This is a genomic window from Catenulispora sp. GP43, assembly GCF_041260665.1.
Classification (GTDB): Bacteria; Actinomycetota; Actinomycetes; order Streptomycetales; family Catenulisporaceae; genus Catenulispora.
Genome location: NZ_JBGCCT010000008.1, coordinates 284709 through 300185 on the forward strand (window position 1 = coordinate 284709; position 15477 = coordinate 300185).

A 15477-nucleotide genomic window follows, 5' to 3' on the forward strand; every position below is an offset into this window, starting at 1 on the left:
GGTCGCTAGGCTCGACGTCGCGTTCGCTCCAGCTGCCAGGCGCGGTACCGCTCAGGCAGGCAGCGCGCGCAGGGCCGGTAGCCGGCGGCCCGGGCCGTGCTCTCGTCGGCGAAGAAGACGCGGTGCGGTGTGTAGTGGCCGGCGGCGATGTGGCGCAGGGCCGAGGGGCAGTCCAGGCGGCCGTAGATGCGTAGGCGTCGGTGGCCGCCGAGCGTGCCGGGCGCCGGGCTCTCGTACGGTCGGCCGTCCGCGCCGAGCAACGTCCAGGTGCGGCTGCTCACGCGGCGTCGTGGAACACCAGGCCCAGCGCGTGCCGCCGCCCGGAGCGCACGGTGCTGACACCGTGCCGCACCGGCCCGATCGACCACCCGCGCGCGGAGCGCACCGGCCGGTCGCGCGTGGTGAAGATCAGCGCGTGGCCCTGCGGGAGCGGGGTCGCGGTGCCGCGCGATTGGGCGCGCGGGCGCTGCTCGACGAGCAGGAACTCGCCGCCGGTGTAGTCGGCGCCGTGGGCGTCCAGGCCGATGACCGCCTGGAGCGGGAAGAGCATGTCCCCGAAGACGTCGCGGTGCAGCGCGTTCCAGTCGCCGGGACCGTAGCGCAGCAGGATCTGCGCCGAGCGGGCCTGGCCGGCGGCGTGGCAGCGCTCCAGCCACTCCTCCAGCTCGTCGGGCCAGGGCGCGGGCCGTCCCAGCCGCTCGGCCCAGTCGCGCGCGATCGGCAGCAGGTGCGGCCACAGCGCACGGCGCAGGGTGGCGACGATGTCGGGCAGGTCGTGCGTGAAGTAGCGGTACTGGCCGGAGCCGAAGCGGTGGCGCGCCATGTCCACGGTGGTGCGGAACAACTCGGGCCGGTCATAGAGGGCTGCGACGTCGCCGCACTGCTCGGGGGTGAGCAGGCGCGGCGTCGGGGCGCAGCCGTAGGCGTCGAGTTCGGCGGCGATCGAGGACCAGTCGGCGTCGGCGAGGGTGGCGTCGGCGTTGGTGGCGACGGCTCTGTCGGGGGCGGTGTGGGCGGGCATGGCAGGTTCCTTACTCGGTGCTCGGTGCTCGGTACTCGGTACTCGGTACTCGGTACTCGTTCTCGTGCGTGCGGCGTGGGGCGTCCGCCGTCAGACCAGCAGCGGCGCGATCGCCCCTTCGGCGGCCAGCAGCCACTGCTTGCGCTCCACGCCCCCGGCGTACCCGCGCATCGATCCGTCGGCGCCGACGACCCGGTGGCATGGCCGCACGATCAGCAGCGGATTCGCCCCGATCGCCGCGCCCAGCGCCTGCACCCGGTCGCGCGGCAGGCCGAGGGCGGCGGCCAGGGCCCCGTAGGTGGTGGTCGTGCCGTGCGGGATCGTGTCCAGGGCGTCCCACACCCGGCGCTGGAAGTCGCTGCCGGCGACGGCGTAGTCGAGTTCGAACTTGGTCCGGCTGCCGGCGAAGTACTCCCGCAGCTGCCGGATCACCTCGGCGAACGCCTCGGTGTCGGCACCCCAGCCGGCGCCGATCCTCGGCGCGGTGCGCTGGCCGGTCATGGACAACGACGCCAGGCGCAGGCCGCCGTCCCGGTCCTTCACGCCGACCAGCAGCAGCGGCCCGATGGGGCTTTCGATCTCGGTGTATACGGTGATCTCATCCATGGATCCAGTCTGTGCCGGATCGCCCGTTGACACTGGCGGGATTCGGACATGGCGTCGGTGAGCAGCCCGAACGCAAACCCGGTGAGCATCCGGTGCCTGCCTGCTACCGTACGGCGAATGCGTATTCTGCTGATCGGCGGCTCGGGGTATGTCGGCTCTCTGATGCTTCCGGGCCTGGCCGCGCACCACGAGGTTCGCGTCCTGGACCTGGTGCCGCCGCAGGGGGATTGTGACCACGTCGTCGGCAGCGCGACCGATCCGCGGCTTCTGGCCGCCGCGCTGGACGGCATGGACGCCGTGGTGCACGCCGCGATGGGCCGGCGCTCCGACACCGACTGGCCGCACCCCGACACCGCCAGCGCGTTCGAGGTGAACGTGGCCTCGGTGTACGCGACGCTGGAGGCCGCGCACGCCGCCGGCGTGCCGCGCGCGGTGCTGATCGGCAGCCTGTCGGTGTTCGACGAGGGCCGGCTGATCGACCGGGACGTGGACGAGGACAGCGAGCCGGACGGCACGAACGTCTACGGCGTCACCAAGCGCCTGGCCGAGCAGGTCGGCCGGATCGCCGCCGACGCCCACGGCCTGACGGTCACGGTCCTGCGCCTGGCCTTCCCGACCCCGGACGAGGTCTGGCCGCGCTGGGCCCTGCCGGTGGCCGAGGAGCCGGTCGAGATCCGGCGCGCCGACGGCAGCCTGGTCCCGGCGCTGGCGGCCTCGGACCTGTCCGCCGCGGTGTCGGCCGCGCTGGAGCGCGACGGCGGCGGCTACGACGTCTTCCACATCGTCGGCGCCGACGACTCGGGCCCCGGCTGGCGTACGGACAAGGCGCGCGACGGACTCGGGTGGGTCGCGCGGCACCGGTAGAGCGGCAGCAGGCGGGCCGCGCTGCGGGCGATCACTTCTCCAAGTCGAGCCTCCACACGTTCGAGCGGATGAAGTTCCCCTTCGGGTATTCGAACTCCGACTCCTCGACGAGCTCGAATCCCGCCTTGCGGCACACGGCGTTCGACGCCGCGTGCTCGACCGACGGGAACGCGTACAGCCACCGGTGCCGGCCGTCGGCGCGCGCCGCCTCGGCGGCCGCGAGCGTCGCGGCCACCGCCAGCCCGCGCCCCTGGAACTCCGGCAGGATCCCGTATCCGGTCTCGTAGGCGGCCTCGCCGGCCCACTCGTGGTCCCAGAAGCCGGTCGAGCCCGCGACCTGGCCGTCCGGCAGCACGATCAGGAACATGGTCCCGTTCTCGGCCGGATCGAGGTAGCGCCGATGCCGGTCGGCGAGCTTCTCGGGGCTCTCCGGGCCGCCGAGGTGCTCGGTCATCTCCGGCGTGTTCTGCTTCTGGAGCACCTCGAAGCCCGCGTCCGACCAGGGCGCGAGGGTCAGCGGGGGAGTGTCGGCGGCGTTCATGGTCACCACGGTACGGCCGAGCACTGACAAGGACTGACAAGTCCTGTCCTCGACACCGCGCACACAGCAGAAAGCCCCGCCCGGACGCCGCGAAGCGTCCAGACGGGGCCCGGGTCAAACCTTCGGCCCGACAAGCCTGCTTACTTGTGCAGGCCTACTTATGCGGGACTTACTTGTGCAGGTCGTACCGGTCCAGCTCCAGCACCTTGCCGAACGCCGCTGCGAACTCCTTCGCGAACTTCTCCTTCGCGTCGTCGCCCGCGTACACCTCGGCCAGCGCGCGCAGCTCGGAGTTCGAGCCGAACACCAGGTCGGCGCGGGTGCCGGTCCACTTCACCGTGCCGGAGGCGTCGCTGCCCTCGAACGTGGTGGCGTCGGCGTCGACCGGCTTCCAGGTGGTGTCCAGGTCCAGCAGGTTGACGAAGAAGTCGTTCGTCAGCTTGCCGGGGGTGTCGGTGAACACGCCGGCGGTGCTGCCGCCGTGGTTCGCGCCGAGCACCCGCAGGCCGCCGACCAGGACGGTCAGCTCCGGCGCGGACAGGTTGAGCAGGTTCGCCTTGTCCAGCAGCAGGTACTCCGCCGGCAGGGCGGTGTCCTTGCCCTGGTAGTTGCGGAAGCCGTCGGCGCGCGGCTCCAGGTAGGACACCGACTCGATGTCGGTCTGCTCCTGCGTGGCGTCGGTGCGGCCCGGGTGGAAGGGCACGGTGACGTCGAAGCCGGCGTCCTTCGCGGCCTTCTCCACGCCGGCGGCGCCGGCCAGGGCGATCACGTCGGCCAGCGAGACCTTCTTGCCGCCGGCCGCGCCGGCGTTGAACGCCGAGACGACGCCCTCGAGCTTGCCGAGCACCGGGGCCAGCTTCTCCGGCTCGTTGACCTCCCAGCCGGACTGCGGCTCCAGCCGGATGCGGGCGCCGTTGACGCCACCGCGCTTGTCGCTGCCGCGGAAGGAGGCGGCCGCCGCCCAGGCCGTGGTGACCAGCTGCTGCACCGTCAGGCCCGAGGCCAGGATGCTCGCCTTGAGGGCCGCGGCGTCCGCGTCGTCGATCAGCGGGTGGTCGACGGCCGGGACCGGGTCCTGCCAGGACAGGCGCTCGCTGGGGACCTCCGGGCCCAGGTAGCGCTCGATCGGGCCCATGTCGCGGTGGGTGAGCTTGAACCAGGCGCGGGCGAAGGCGTCGGCGAAGGCCTGCGGGTCGTCCTTGAACCGGCGCGAGATCGGCTCGTAGATCGGGTCCATGCGCAGCGACAGGTCGGTGGTGAGCATGGTCGGCTGGTGCGTCTTGGAGCCGTCGAAGGCGTCCGGGACGGTGCCCGCGCCGGCGTTCTCCTTCGGCCGCCACTGGTTGGCGCCGGCCGGGCTCTTGAACAGCTCCCACTCGTAGCCGAACAGGATCTCGAAGAAGCTGTTGTCCCACTGCGTCGGGGTGTTGGTCCAGATGCCCTCCAGGCCGGAGGTGATCGCGTCGGCGCCGACACCGGTGCCGTGCGAGCTCTTCCAGCCCAGGCCCTGCTGCTCGATCGGGGCGTCCTCGGGGTCGGGGCCGACGGCTTCGGACGGGCCCGCGCCGTGGGTCTTGCCGAAGGTGTGGCCGCCGGCGATCAGTGCGACGGTCTCCTCGTCGTTCATCGCCATCCGGCCGAAGGTCTCGCGGATGTCGCGGGCCGCGGCCACCGGGTCCGGGTTGCCGTTGGGGCCCTCGGGGTTGACGTAGATCAGGCCCATCTGGACGGCGGCCAGCGGCTCCTCCAGCTTGCGGTCGCCGGTGTAGCGCTGGTCGTCCAGCCACACCTGCTCCGGGCCCCAGTAGACGTCGTCGTCCGGCTCCCAGACGTCGGGACGGCCGCCGGCGAAGCCGAAGGTCTGGAAGCCCATCTCCTCCAGCGCCACGTTGCCGGTCAGGATGATCAGGTCGGCCCAGGACAGCGACTGGCCGTACTTCTTCTTCACCGGCCACAGCAGGCGGCGGGCCTTGTCCAGGCTGGCGTTGTCCGGCCAGGAGTCCAGCGGGGCGAAGCGCTGCTGGCCGGTGCCGCCGCCGCCGCGGCCGTCGTGCACGCGGTAGGTGCCGGCGCTGTGCCAGGCCATGCGGATCATGAACGGGCCGTAGTTGCCGAAGTCGGCCGGCCACCACGGGCGCGAGTCCGACAGCACCGCGGCGATGTCGGCCTTCACCGCGGCCAGGTCCAGCGTGTTGAACGCCGCGGCGTAGTCGAAGTCCGCGCCGTTCGGGTTCGCCACCGCCGGGTTCTTCGCCAGGATCTTCAAGTTCAGGCGGTTCGGCCACCACTGCCGGTTGCCGCCGCCGGCGGTCGGGTGCGCCGCCCTTCCGTGCTGCACGGGGCAGCCGACACTCGCCTGGGCGCCGTGATCGATGTCGACGTCGATGTCGCCATGGTTCTCAGACATCTGGGGGAGTCCTTCCGGTTTCTGGCGGTTCACGCTGTTCGGATGTTCTCTGTCGTGATGTACCTGATGCGATGCTGCCGGTCCGGCCCGCGAGCTACCCCCGGGGGCCGTCCGGGACGGCGCAGTCGGGGCACAGGCCCCAATAGACGACCTCGGCCTCGTCGATGGTGAAGCCGTGGTCGTCGACCGGGTCCAGGCAGGGGGCCGCGCCGACGGCGCAGTCCACGTCCACCACCGTCCCGCAGCTCCGGCACACGAGGTGGTGGTGGTTGTCACCGACCCGGCCCTCGTAGCGCGCGGGGCTGCCGGCCGGCTCGATCCGCCGCACCAGCCGGGCGGCGGTCAGCGCGTGCAGCGCCTCGTAGACGGCCTGCAGGGAGACGTGGCCGACCCGCTCGCGCACCCCGGAGGCGATGGCGTCGGCGTCCAGATGGTCGCCGCCGCGCACGGTCTCGAGCAGGGCCACGCGAGCCGCGGTCACCCGGAGTCCGGCGCCGCGCAACTCCTGCGCGGCGGTCGGCGGGTGCGATGCGGTCATGGCTTCAACCTATCGGTCTAGAGACGAACAATTCAAGATAACGAGTAGTCCAACTTTTTGAGCGGCCCAACTACTCCGTTCGGGGGACGGACCCTGTCGGCCGCCTCCGCCATAATCGGCGCCCATGGACGACCCCGGCCCGCCCCGCGACCGCGACACCTGCCACCGCCTGGCCCTGGACCACGTCCTGAGCCTGATCGCCGGCGCGCGGTGGAGCGGCCACCTGGTCCTGCGGGGAAGCATGCTGATGACGGCATACGCCGGATCCGCGGCGCGCAAACCCGGCGATCTGGACTTCATCGTCGTGCAGGACGGCTGGCCGGTCGACGACCTGGACCCGTATCCCTACGTCGACGACCTCGCGCACGTCCAGCAGTGGCCGGAGGTCGCCGACGGTGCCGGGGCCGGCGACCTGTGGGCCGACGAGGAGTTCGAGGCCGGCGGGCAGCATCCGCGGGTGGCGCCGGAGGGGCTGCACTGGATCCGGACCGGGGACTGGGAGGAGTCGGCGCCGTTCGAGGACTTGCAGCGGCGCATCCGGGAGAGCCCGCAGGTGGGGGCCGGGGTGGTGCTGGAAGCGGAGCAGTTCGAGGACTCCGGCGGCTGGGCGTATGCGGACTACGCGGACTATGCGATGCGGGGGACGCGGGTGACGGTGCCCTGGCGGGTCGAGGGGTCGGAGGTCTGCGGCAAGGTGCAGATGGACTTCGCGATGGACGAGCCGATGCCGGCGCGGCCGCGGTGGACGCGGATACCGCGGCTGGACGGCGGGTTCAGCGTCGTGCTGGGCGCCGGCCCGGAGCTGTCGCTGGTGTGGAAGCTGATGTGGCTGATGGAGGACTCCAAGGAGGGCATCAGCCAGGGCAAGGACTTGTACGACGCGGTGGTGCTGGCCGAGCTCGCCGGCCTCCGGGAGGGGATCCGGGCCGGGGGTTCGGCGCGGGCCGGGTTGAGGCGCCGCGATGTGGAGGGTTGGGAGGTCGGGTGGGAGTCGTTCGTCGCCGAGAACCCGGAGGTGGAGGGCTCGCTCGAGCAGTGGAAGCGGCGGCTCGTGGACGCGCTGGGGCTGGCGTGAGCGGCGAGTTCGAGTTCCACATCACGGTCGGTGCCGGCGATGCCGCCGGGCTCGCGGCGTGGGCGGGGGAGCGCGGGGCGAAGTTCACGCACATCGTGTTGGCGCGTGGGGAGACGGTGTCGCAGCCGATGCTCACGGTGCGGGCCGACGGGGCGATGGAGGCGGTGCTCGGTGAGGCCGAGGGCATGGCGGGGGAGCTGTGTGCTGCGGGTTTTGAGGTGACGCGGGTGAAGGTGGAGTCCTCGCCGTACGGGGATGGGGTGCCCGCGACGGCTGCGGAGGCTTTGGAGCAGCCGGAGGACCGGTACTTCGAGCACCATCTCAAGCTGCTGCTGGCGCCGGGCGTCGATGAGGCGGCGCTCGCCGAGTTGGTGACGCCGCACGGTGCGCACTTGTCGCGGAACGCGCGGCGGGTGCGGGAGGACGGACGCGCGGAGCGGTTCGTGACCCAGCGGTGCTACCGGGTCGGTGCGGACGCGGCGGTCGGGGAGTTGGAGCGGCTGGTCGCGGCGGTGCGGGGCGCGGGGTACGAGATGGTCGGTTTCGAGCGTGAGTACGTGGTCTACGACAGTCGGCCGTCGGTGGACGCCGGGTGGATCGGGTGAGGGGAAATCGACTTCAGCCGCTGGTTGGCTGAGCACCCGCGGCAGGCCACGGAGATCCGCGACCGGTTCGTGGCAGGGACGCCCGCGCCGCCTCAGTCCCCCGCCTCCAAATAAGCCAGCACCGCCCGCACCCGCCGGTCCCCGGCCTCGTCCGGCGGCAGCCCGAGCTTGCCGAAGATGTTCCCGATGTGCTTGCTCACGCTCCGCTCGGTGATCACCAGCGTGGTGGCGATGGTCGGGTTGTCCAGCCCCTGCGCCATCAGCGCCAGCACCTCGCGTTCGCGCGGGGTCAGGGCGTTCAGCGGGTCGCGGCGGGTCAGGAGCTGGGTGACCACCTCGGGGTCCAGGGCGGTGCCGCCGGCGGCGACGCGCTCCAGGGCCTCCTGGAATTCCGAGACGCGGGCCACGCGGTCCTTGAGCAGGTAGCCGATGCCGCTGGCGCCGTCGGCCAGGAGTTCGGCGGCGTAGGTCTCCTCCACGTACTGCGACAGGACCAGGATCGGCAGGCCGGGGAGGAGTTTGCGGGCCTGGATCGCGGCGCGTAGGCCCTCGTCGCGGAAGCCCGGGGGCAGGCGGACGTCCAGGACCGCGGCGTCGGGGCGGTGCTCCAGCAGCGTGGGGACCACCTCCGGGCCGCTGCCGGCCACCGCCACCACCTCGTGGCCGACCGTGGTCAGCAGCAGTTGCAGGCCCTCGCGCAGCAGCACGTTGTCCTCGGCGATCACAATCCGCACGGAAGCTCCACTTCCACGTTCGTCCCGGTGCCGTCTTCCCGGGCGCCGATGCGGGTCACGCCGTCCAGGGCGGCCACGCGGCGCCGGATGCCGGCCAGGCCGCTGCCGGCCGACGGGTCCGCGCCGCCGCGGCCGTCGTCCCTGATGGCGATGGTCAGGTATGGGCCATGATGCCGCACCGTCACCCAGGCGTGTGCGGCACCGCTGTGCTTGGCGACGTTGGTCAGGGCCTCGGCGACCACGTAGTACGCCGCGGCCTCCACCGCCGCCGGGCAGCGGCGCTCCGGGTCCGGGATCTCCACCGACACCGGCATCGGGCGGCCGGCGGTCAGGGCGCGGACCGCCCCGGCCAGGCCGCGGTCGCTCAGGATCGGCGGGTGGATGCCGCGGATCACGTCACGCAGCTCGGCCAGGGCGTCCTCGATGCCGGCGCGGGCGTCGAGCATCAGCTTGCGGGCTCCGCCGGGGTCGCCGTCGAAGGTCTGGTCGGCCAGGCCCAGCCGCAGCGCCGCGCTGACCAGCTGGGCCTGGGTGCCATCGTGCAGGTCGCGTTCGATGCGGCGCAGCTCGGCGCCGTGCGCCTCCAGCGCCTGGGCACGGGTCTCGGTCAGCGACTCCACACGGGCCGCCAGCTCGGTGCGGCGGGTCGGGCCGAGCAGGCGCGCGGCGTACCAGCCCTGGAAGCGGGCCAGCTGGGGCTGCAGCCACAGTTGGAGGATGGTCAGGAATACCGCCATCCCCAGCGGGTAGGCGATGGCCTGCGGCCAGGTGTAGATCTGCGCGCCGGCGCCGAGCGTGCCCGGTTTGAGCGTCCACCACCAGAACGGCAGCCCCAGGTCCCACGGGATCCCGATCCACAGCTCGACCGAGATCACCGGGACGAGCAGGCCGAGGAAGCCGTGCACCACCATCCACGCGATGTCCCGCCACACCGAGGCCGAGCGCATCAGCGCGAAGTACTGCCGGTAGGGGTCGCTGTGCAGCGGCGTGGACGGCTCCCGGATCGGGTGCCCCAGCACCTTGGCCGCCCGGCGGCGCTCGACGTTGGTCAGGGCCCGGATCCGCCCGGCCACCCAGGGCAGCCCCGGCACCCCGAACGCCAGCAGCAGCGCCAGCGGCAGCAGGCACACGCCCAGCAGTGCGGGCAGGGCGGTGCGCAGGCCCGCGACCAGGTACCAGGTCGCGCGCAGGCTTCGAGCGAACCGGGCGCGGATCTTCATCGTCCCCAACTCTAGAGCCCAGGTGGCAGTGCGTCGGCCGGGCGTGCCCCACCTCCGATGGTGTAGCGCGCTACACCATGAAGAGGGGACCGGGGCTGCTGGGGCCGGCGGTGATCGGAAACTAGCGTCGAAGGCGTCCTGATCCACCGACCGCAGGAGCCCCATGACCGCCCCGAACACCCTCGCCGCGACCGGCACCGCCGTGTCGCTGGAACGCGTGACCAAGTCCTACGACCGAGGCCGCGTGACCGCCCTGGACAACGTCTCCTGGGCTTTCCGGCGCGGCACCTTCACCGCGATCATGGGTGCCTCCGGCTCCGGCAAGAGCACGTTCCTGCACTGCGCCTCAGGCCTGGACCGGCCCAGCTCCGGCACGGTCCGGCTCGGCGAGACCGACCTGGGCGCCCTGAAGGAGACCGAGCTGACCCGGCTGCGGCGCGACCGCGTCGGGTTCGTGTTCCAGGGCTACAACCTGGTGCCCTCCATGACCGTTGAGCGCAACATCACGCTGCCGTTGTCGCTCGGCGGGCGGCGCGCGGACCGCGGCTGGTTCTCCGAGGTCGTGCACCGGGTCGGGATGGCCGAGCGCCTCGGCACCAAGCCCTCGCAGCTGTCCGGCGGGCAGCAGCAGCGGGTCGCGGTGGCGCGGGCGCTGGTGACCCGGCCGGAGATCGTCTTCGCCGACGAGCCCACCGCCGCGCTGGACCCGCGCACCGCCGGGCACGTGCTGCGGCTGCTGCGCGAGGCCGTGGACGCCACCGGGCAGACCGTGGTGCTGGTGACGCACGACCCGGCCGCCGCGGCGTGGGCCGACAGCGTCGTGTTCCTGTCCGAGGGGCGGATCGTCGACGAACTGCCGCGCCCGACCGCCTCGGCGGTCCTGACCCGCTGGGAGACGCTGTGAAGAAGGGCATCGCCTTCGGGGTCGCCACCGCGCTGGCGGTGGCGGCCATGATCCTCGGCGCCTTCGGGGTGCTGATCGAGTCCGGCGTCCGCGCGCACGGCACGCTGGAGCGCTACGCCTCTGCCGCCGCGGTGGTCCACGGCCATCAGAGCGTGACGCATGTCAAGGGCAGCGGAGACAACAAGAACTCTGAGAGCCGGCCGCTGGTCGAGCCGAACCGGGTGCCGGTGGCGGATGGAGCGGCGCTGAAGGCGGTGGCCGGCGTCGGGGACGTGGTCGCGGACTTCTCCCTGCCGGTGGTGGTGGCGGAGTCCGGGGCCGGTGCTACATCTGGTGCCACCTCCAGTGCGACATCCGCTTCCGTCTCCGGGACCACGCTGACCGGCCACGGCTGGGACTCGGCGAAACTGACCCCGACCACGCTCGCCTCCGGACACGCACCGGCCTCGGCGCAGGACGTGGTCCTCGATGCGAAAACGGCTGCCGGCTTGGGAATCAGCGCCGGTCTCCACCTCCGGTTGCAACTCGGGGGCGAGCCCCAGAACTACCTGGTCTCCGGCCTCACATCCGGCGGCCCGGCCGGGACGCTGTATTTCACCCAGCAGCAGGCCGCGACGCTGTCCGGCCACCCGGACCGCGCCGACGCGCTGGTCGTGCTGCCGGCCGCCGGCGCGCACGTCTCCGCCTCCGCGCTGCGCGCGGCCGTCCCGGGCCTGGACGTGGCCACCGGCGCGGCACGCGGCGACGTGGAGAACCCGGCGATCCAGGCCGGCCGCTACGACAACCTGGGCTCGGCCGGCACGCTCGGCGGCGTCGGGCTGCTGGTGGCGCTGCTGGTCGTCTCCGGGCTGCTGGAGCTCTCGGTGCGCGACCGGACCCGGGAGCTGGCGGTGATGCGGGCCGTGGGCGCCACACCGCGGCAGGTGCGGCGGGTCATCGTGCGCGAGATGCTCAAGATCGCGGTGCCCTCGGCGCTGCTCGGGGCAGTGGCCTCCCTCGGGCTCGGAGCACTGCTGCATGCCTGGATGACGTCGCAGGGCGTGCTGCCCGCCGGCTATGCACTCGCCCTGAGCCCGATCCCGGTGTTCGGCTCGGCGCTGCTCACCGTGCTGGCCGCGGTCGGCACCGGCTGGCTCGCCTCCCGCCGGGTGTCGAAGATCAAGCCGGTGCAGGCGCTCGGCGAGAGCGCCGTGGAGCCGACCCGGCTGCCGCGCTGGCGGGTCATCACCGGGGCGGTGTTCCTGGTGTTCGGCGCGGGGATGCTGGTGCTGACCTTCACCGCCGGCGGCCAGACGGCGGCCTCCTCGGTGGCCGGGCTGGTGATCTCGCTGATGTGGGCGGTGGCGCTGCTCGGGCCGTGGATCGCGCGCGCCGGCGTCCGGGTGCTGGGCGCGCCGCTGCGCCGGCTGTGGCCGATCACCGGCGACCTGGCCGCCACCTCGGCGCGCGCCGCCGCGGTGCGGATGGCCGCCGTCATCACGCCGGTCGCGCTGGCGGTGTCCTTCGGCGGCACGCAGCTGTTCGCGCAGACCACCACCGCCAACGCCACCTCCGCCCAGGCCCGCGACGGCCTGCACGCCACCAGCGTCCTGACCTCCTCCGGCCCCGGCATCCCGCACGCCGCATACGACGCCGCCAAGGCGCTGCCGGGGGTGACCGACGTGACCGCGGTGAAGCGGACCACGGTGGTGATGCTGGTGTGGAACCTGGACATGTCGCTGCAGTCGCTGTCGGCGCAGGGACTGGAGGGCGGAGCGTCCGCGACACTGGACCCGACGGTCACCGCCGGCTCGCTGGCCGGGCTGAACGAGCCCGGTACCGTCGCGCTGAGCACGATGGTCGCGCACGACACGAAGGTCGGCGACGTGCGCCAGCTCTGGCTCGGCGACGGCACGCAGGTGTCGCTGAAGGTGGTGGCGCTGTACGACCGGGGGCTCGGCTTCGGGGACGTGCTGCTGCCGCGGGACCTGGTGGCCGCGCACGCCGCCACCTCGCTGGACGACGACATCCTCGTCGACGGCACCGGCGATCTCAGCCCCCTGATGGCGCGGTTCGCGGGGCTGCACACCGCCTCGGCCGCGGACTATGGCAGCACCCTGAGTGAGCAGGCCCACCGCGACGGCCTGATGGGCCTGATGGCGGTGGTGGCGATCGCCGGCTTCATCCTGATCGGCGTGGTGACCACGCTGGGCGTGGCCACGGCGTCCCGACGCAGGGAACTGACACTGCTGCGCCTGGTCGGAGCGACCCGCGACCAGCTGTTGCAGGCCCTGCGCCTGGAGACGGTGATCATCCTCGGCGTCGGCATCCTGGCCGGCGCGGCGGTCGCGGGCCTCACGCTGATCGCCTTCGCCGCCGGCGTCACCGGCCTGCCGATGCTCTCGATCCCGCCCCTGGCCTGCGCCGGAATCCTGGCCGCGGTGGTCATCCCGGGCGCGGCGGCGGTGCTGGTGCCGGCGCGCCGGATCGTGCGCCGGCGCTCGCCGCGGATCGAGTAGCGCCGAATCAGGGTGCGTTCACGGTCGGTTGCTATGGTGCGGTTGAACCACCTCGCACCGGCCGTGCGTTCCATCGGTGTACACGCCATGGGGCGTGATATGCGCGGCGTGTCCGTCAGGGAGGATTCCCGCAGCCTCCGTTCACTCCCCAGTGGTTGGCGGGCACGCCGCTCGGCGGTTTGTGGCGTCGGCAGGGTCGATAGGCTCGAGCGGTGAGTTTGGTGGCGTGCCTGGCGCGGTTCGCGGAGACGGCCTCGCTCGGACAGATGCGGGTGGGCGCGTCGTTCGAGGACGTGGTGCGGATCCACGGCGAGTACTACGAGGCCGGCGGGCCGCATCGGGGGTGGCCGCGCCTGTTCGGGTTCGGCGACGTCGAGCTGTCGGTCTGTCGGTGCCGGCGCGTGAACTTGATCTGCGTTCAGACATGGCGCGAGGAAACCGAGCTTCCTGATGAGAATCGAGTCGGCTGCCAGGTGTTCCCCGGGCGACCCACGCAGGAGGAGGTCACCGAGGCCCTGGACGCGGCCGGAGTCGGCTGGCGCCCCCACCCGCCCCTGACCCTTCCGGGCCAGACCGCGATCCTCGCCGACATCACCGCCGTCTCGTTCGTGTTCGAGCTCGAAGACGACGAGCCGCCGCATCTGAACGTGGTCGGCGCCCCCGGTGACTACCACGAGTGCCCCGAGGCCCCGGCCCCGCGAAGATGACTCTTGTACCATCACGCAGTCCCTCCTACAGTGCAGCGACCTACCGTGATCACGCGGCGCTCGCCGCGGGAGGGGGTGCCGCCCGTATGGGACAGCGTTCTTCGAAGCCTGCGATACCCGGCGAGGCCGACTACGTCGTCGTCGGTGCCGGCAGCGCCGGTTGTGTGCTGGCCGCGCGGCTGGCCGCGAGCGGCGCCCGGGTGGTGCTGATCGAGGCCGGCGGGTCCGACCGGACCACGCTGGTCCGCAAACCGGGGCTGATCGCCGCGGTGCACAGCGTGCCCCAGTTGAAGGCGCGGCTGGACTGGGGCTACTACTCGGTGCCGCAGGCCGACGCCCTCGGGCGCAAGGTCCCGCAGACGCGGGGCAAGGTGCTCGGCGGCTCCGGGTCGGTGAACGGGATGCTGTTCGTGCGGGGGAACGCCGCCAACTACGACGCGTGGGCCGCGCAGGGTTGTCAGGGCTGGTCGTACGCGGACGTACTGCCCAGCTTCAAGAAGCTGGAGAGCTGGGAGGACGGCGAGAGCGAGTTCCGCGGCGGCGCCGGGCCCATCAAGGTGCGGCGGCAGACCGATGTCACCACCGCGACGCTGGGTTTCATGGAGGCGTTCGCCGACACCGCCGGGGTGAAGGTGCTCGACGACTACAACGGCGAGTCGCAGGAGGGCATCGGGATCGTCCAGCAGAGCGCGCACGGCGGGCTGCGGTACAGCTCGTCGGTCGGGTACCTGGACGACCACGGCATGGCGCAGCTCCACGTCGTCACCGGGGTGACCGTCGCTCGGGTGGTGCTGGAGCAGGGCCGGGCGGTCGGGGTCGAGGTCGTCGCCGAGGGCGGCGGGCGGCAGGTGGTGCGGGCCGCGCGCGAGGTGGTGCTGTGCGCCGGGGTGTTCGGGTCGGCGCAGCTGCTGCAGCTGTCCGGGATCGGGCCGGCCGGGCACCTGCGGTCGGTGGGCGTCGAGGTGGTGGCGGACCTGCCGGTCGGCGACAACCTGCACGACCACTTGTTCGTCCCGATGTGCTTCCTGATGCCCGAGGCGCGGAACAAGGGGACGGCGCCGTACTTCGCGCGGGGCTTCGTCAAGGAGATGACGCGCGGCGGGACGTGGGTGGGGCGCACGGTGTTCGAGGCGGTGGGGTTCGTGCGCAGCCCGTCCGCCGAGACCGTGCCGGACATGCAGATCCATGTGCTGCCGTGGTCGTACCCGGGCCCGAACCAGGACGCGCCGGTCCGGCACAAGGCCGACCCGCGCCGCACGCTGACGGTGATGCCGACGCTGATCTACCCCAAGAGCCGCGGGACGCTGCGCCTGGCCTCGGCCGACCCGGCGGCCGCGCCGCTGATCGACCCGGCGTACCTGCACGACCCGGCGGACGCGAAGCTGCTGCTCGACGGCATGGAGCTGGTCCGCGAGGCGATGGCGCACCGCTCGCTGTCCGGCCGGGTCCACGGCGAGAGCGCGCCGGGATCGGCGCACGCGAACCGCGCGGCGCTGGCCGCCGAGCTGCCGAACCGCGCGACGACGGTGTACCACCCGGTCGGCACCTGCCGGATGGGCGTCGACGAGCGCGCGGTGGTGGACCCGGCGCTGCGGGTGCGGGGGATCGAGGGGCTGCGGGTCGCCGACGCGTCGATCATGCCGAGCATCGTCGGCGGGAACACGAACGCGGCGGCGATGATGATCGGGGAGCACGCGGCGGGGTTGATGCTGGGGTGAGGGGCCGAAGAGCCGGGGGGCTGAGGGGCTGAGGAACTG

15 protein-coding genes are annotated in these 15477 nt (G+C 72.6%); 7 read left to right on the forward strand and 8 right to left on the reverse strand.

Features of this window, described 5'->3' with window-relative positions:
- Positions 1–5: 5 nt before the first annotated feature.
- The 3 genes from ABH926_RS18825 to ABH926_RS18835 form a co-directional block, all read right to left on the reverse strand.
- Positions 6–281: an Ada metal-binding domain-containing protein gene (locus ABH926_RS18825; protein WP_370366956.1), complete on the reverse strand. Its 276-nt coding sequence runs from the start codon at positions 279–281 to the stop codon at positions 6–8.
- On the reverse strand, positions 278–1021 hold the full coding sequence (locus ABH926_RS18830; protein ID WP_370366957.1) for a 2OG-Fe(II) oxygenase: 744 nt from the start codon (positions 1019–1021) through the stop codon (positions 278–280). The genes ABH926_RS18825 and ABH926_RS18830 overlap by 4 nt, the downstream gene beginning before the upstream one ends.
- Positions 1022–1111: 90 nt before the next feature.
- On the reverse strand, positions 1112–1618 hold the full coding sequence (locus ABH926_RS18835) for a methylated-DNA--[protein]-cysteine S-methyltransferase (protein ID WP_370367072.1): 507 nt from the start codon (positions 1616–1618) through the stop codon (positions 1112–1114).
- A gap of 126 nt (positions 1619–1744) precedes the next feature.
- On the opposite strand from ABH926_RS18835, the gene ABH926_RS18840 reads away from it, so the two are divergent.
- Positions 1745–2491, forward strand: a complete 747-nt coding sequence (locus ABH926_RS18840) for an NAD-dependent epimerase/dehydratase family protein (RefSeq protein ID WP_370366958.1) — start codon at positions 1745–1747, stop codon at positions 2489–2491.
- 31 nt (positions 2492–2522) lie between these two features.
- On the opposite strand, the gene ABH926_RS18845 is transcribed toward ABH926_RS18840, so the two are convergent.
- From ABH926_RS18845 to ABH926_RS18855, 3 genes are all read right to left on the reverse strand, one after another.
- Positions 2523–3032 (reverse strand): GNAT family N-acetyltransferase, encoded by a 510-nt coding sequence (locus tag ABH926_RS18845; RefSeq protein WP_370366959.1) that lies wholly within the window; start codon positions 3030–3032, stop codon positions 2523–2525.
- 169 nt (positions 3033–3201) lie between these two features.
- Positions 3202–5439 carry a catalase/peroxidase HPI gene (katG, locus tag ABH926_RS18850; RefSeq protein WP_370366960.1) on the reverse strand — a complete coding sequence of 746 codons (2238 nt, stop codon included), beginning with the start codon at positions 5437–5439 and terminating at the stop codon, positions 3202–3204.
- A 94-nt stretch (positions 5440–5533) separates the two neighbouring features.
- Positions 5534–5977 carry a Fur family transcriptional regulator gene (locus tag ABH926_RS18855; protein ID WP_370366961.1) on the reverse strand — a complete coding sequence of 148 codons (444 nt, stop codon included), beginning with the start codon at positions 5975–5977 and terminating at the stop codon, positions 5534–5536.
- 124 nt (positions 5978–6101) lie between these two features.
- On the opposite strand from ABH926_RS18855, the gene ABH926_RS18860 reads away from it, so the two are divergent.
- Both ABH926_RS18860 and ABH926_RS18865 read left to right on the forward strand, forming a co-directional pair.
- Positions 6102–7052: a hypothetical protein gene (locus tag ABH926_RS18860; protein WP_370366962.1), complete on the forward strand. Its 951-nt coding sequence runs from the start codon at positions 6102–6104 to the stop codon at positions 7050–7052.
- Complete coding sequence (locus tag ABH926_RS18865) at positions 7049–7657, forward strand: hypothetical protein (RefSeq protein ID WP_370366963.1); 609 nt, start codon at positions 7049–7051, stop codon at positions 7655–7657. The genes ABH926_RS18860 and ABH926_RS18865 overlap by 4 nt, the downstream gene beginning before the upstream one ends.
- A gap of 92 nt (positions 7658–7749) precedes the next feature.
- Here ABH926_RS18865 and ABH926_RS18870 read toward each other — a convergent pair whose 3' ends face one another.
- Positions 7750–8391: a LuxR C-terminal-related transcriptional regulator gene (locus ABH926_RS18870; protein ID WP_370366964.1), complete on the reverse strand. Its 642-nt coding sequence runs from the start codon at positions 8389–8391 to the stop codon at positions 7750–7752.
- On the reverse strand, positions 8379–9611 hold the full coding sequence (locus tag ABH926_RS18875) for a sensor histidine kinase (RefSeq protein WP_370366965.1): 1233 nt from the start codon (positions 9609–9611) through the stop codon (positions 8379–8381). The genes ABH926_RS18870 and ABH926_RS18875 overlap by 13 nt, the downstream gene beginning before the upstream one ends.
- 163 nt (positions 9612–9774) lie before the next feature.
- On the opposite strand from ABH926_RS18875, the gene ABH926_RS18880 reads away from it, so the two are divergent.
- The 4 genes from ABH926_RS18880 (at position 9775) to ABH926_RS18895 (ending at position 15438) form a co-directional block, all read left to right on the forward strand.
- On the forward strand, positions 9775–10515 hold the full coding sequence (locus ABH926_RS18880) for an ABC transporter ATP-binding protein (RefSeq protein ID WP_370366966.1): 741 nt from the start codon (positions 9775–9777) through the stop codon (positions 10513–10515).
- Positions 10512–13013: an FtsX-like permease family protein gene (locus tag ABH926_RS18885; protein WP_370366967.1), complete on the forward strand. Its 2502-nt coding sequence runs from the start codon at positions 10512–10514 to the stop codon at positions 13011–13013. The genes ABH926_RS18880 and ABH926_RS18885 overlap by 4 nt, the downstream gene beginning before the upstream one ends.
- A gap of 212 nt (positions 13014–13225) precedes the next feature.
- Entirely contained in the window at positions 13226–13720 is a 495-nt protein-coding gene (locus ABH926_RS18890; protein ID WP_370366968.1) for a hypothetical protein, read from the forward strand.
- Between the two features lie 86 nt (positions 13721–13806).
- On the forward strand, positions 13807–15438 hold the full coding sequence (locus ABH926_RS18895; protein WP_370366969.1) for a GMC family oxidoreductase: 1632 nt from the start codon (positions 13807–13809) through the stop codon (positions 15436–15438).
- Positions 15439–15477: the final 39 nt, after the last annotated feature.

What these genes read in the sequence shown, in the direction of transcription:
- ABH926_RS18830 (WP_370366957.1), bottom strand. Translation starts at nt 1,021, where the DNA reads ATGCCCGCCCACACCGCCCCCGACAGAGCCGTCGCCACCAACGCCGAC.
- ABH926_RS18840 (WP_370366958.1), top strand. Translation starts at nt 1,745, where the DNA reads ATGCGTATTCTGCTGATCGGCGGCTCGGGGTATGTCGGCTCTCTGATG.
- ABH926_RS18845 (WP_370366959.1), bottom strand. Translation starts at nt 3,032, where the DNA reads ATGAACGCCGCCGACACTCCCCCGCTGACCCTCGCGCCCTGGTCGGAC.
- katG (WP_370366960.1), bottom strand. Translation starts at nt 5,439, where the DNA reads ATGTCTGAGAACCATGGCGACATCGACGTCGACATCGATCACGGCGCC.
- ABH926_RS18855 (WP_370366961.1), bottom strand. Translation starts at nt 5,977, where the DNA reads ATGACCGCATCGCACCCGCCGACCGCCGCGCAGGAGTTGCGCGGCGCC.
- ABH926_RS18860 (WP_370366962.1), top strand. Translation starts at nt 6,102, where the DNA reads ATGGACGACCCCGGCCCGCCCCGCGACCGCGACACCTGCCACCGCCTG.
- ABH926_RS18875 (WP_370366965.1), bottom strand. Translation starts at nt 9,611, where the DNA reads ATGAAGATCCGCGCCCGGTTCGCTCGAAGCCTGCGCGCGACCTGGTAC.
- ABH926_RS18880 (WP_370366966.1), top strand. Translation starts at nt 9,775, where the DNA reads ATGACCGCCCCGAACACCCTCGCCGCGACCGGCACCGCCGTGTCGCTG.
- ABH926_RS18895 (WP_370366969.1), top strand. Translation starts at nt 13,807, where the DNA reads ATGGGACAGCGTTCTTCGAAGCCTGCGATACCCGGCGAGGCCGACTAC.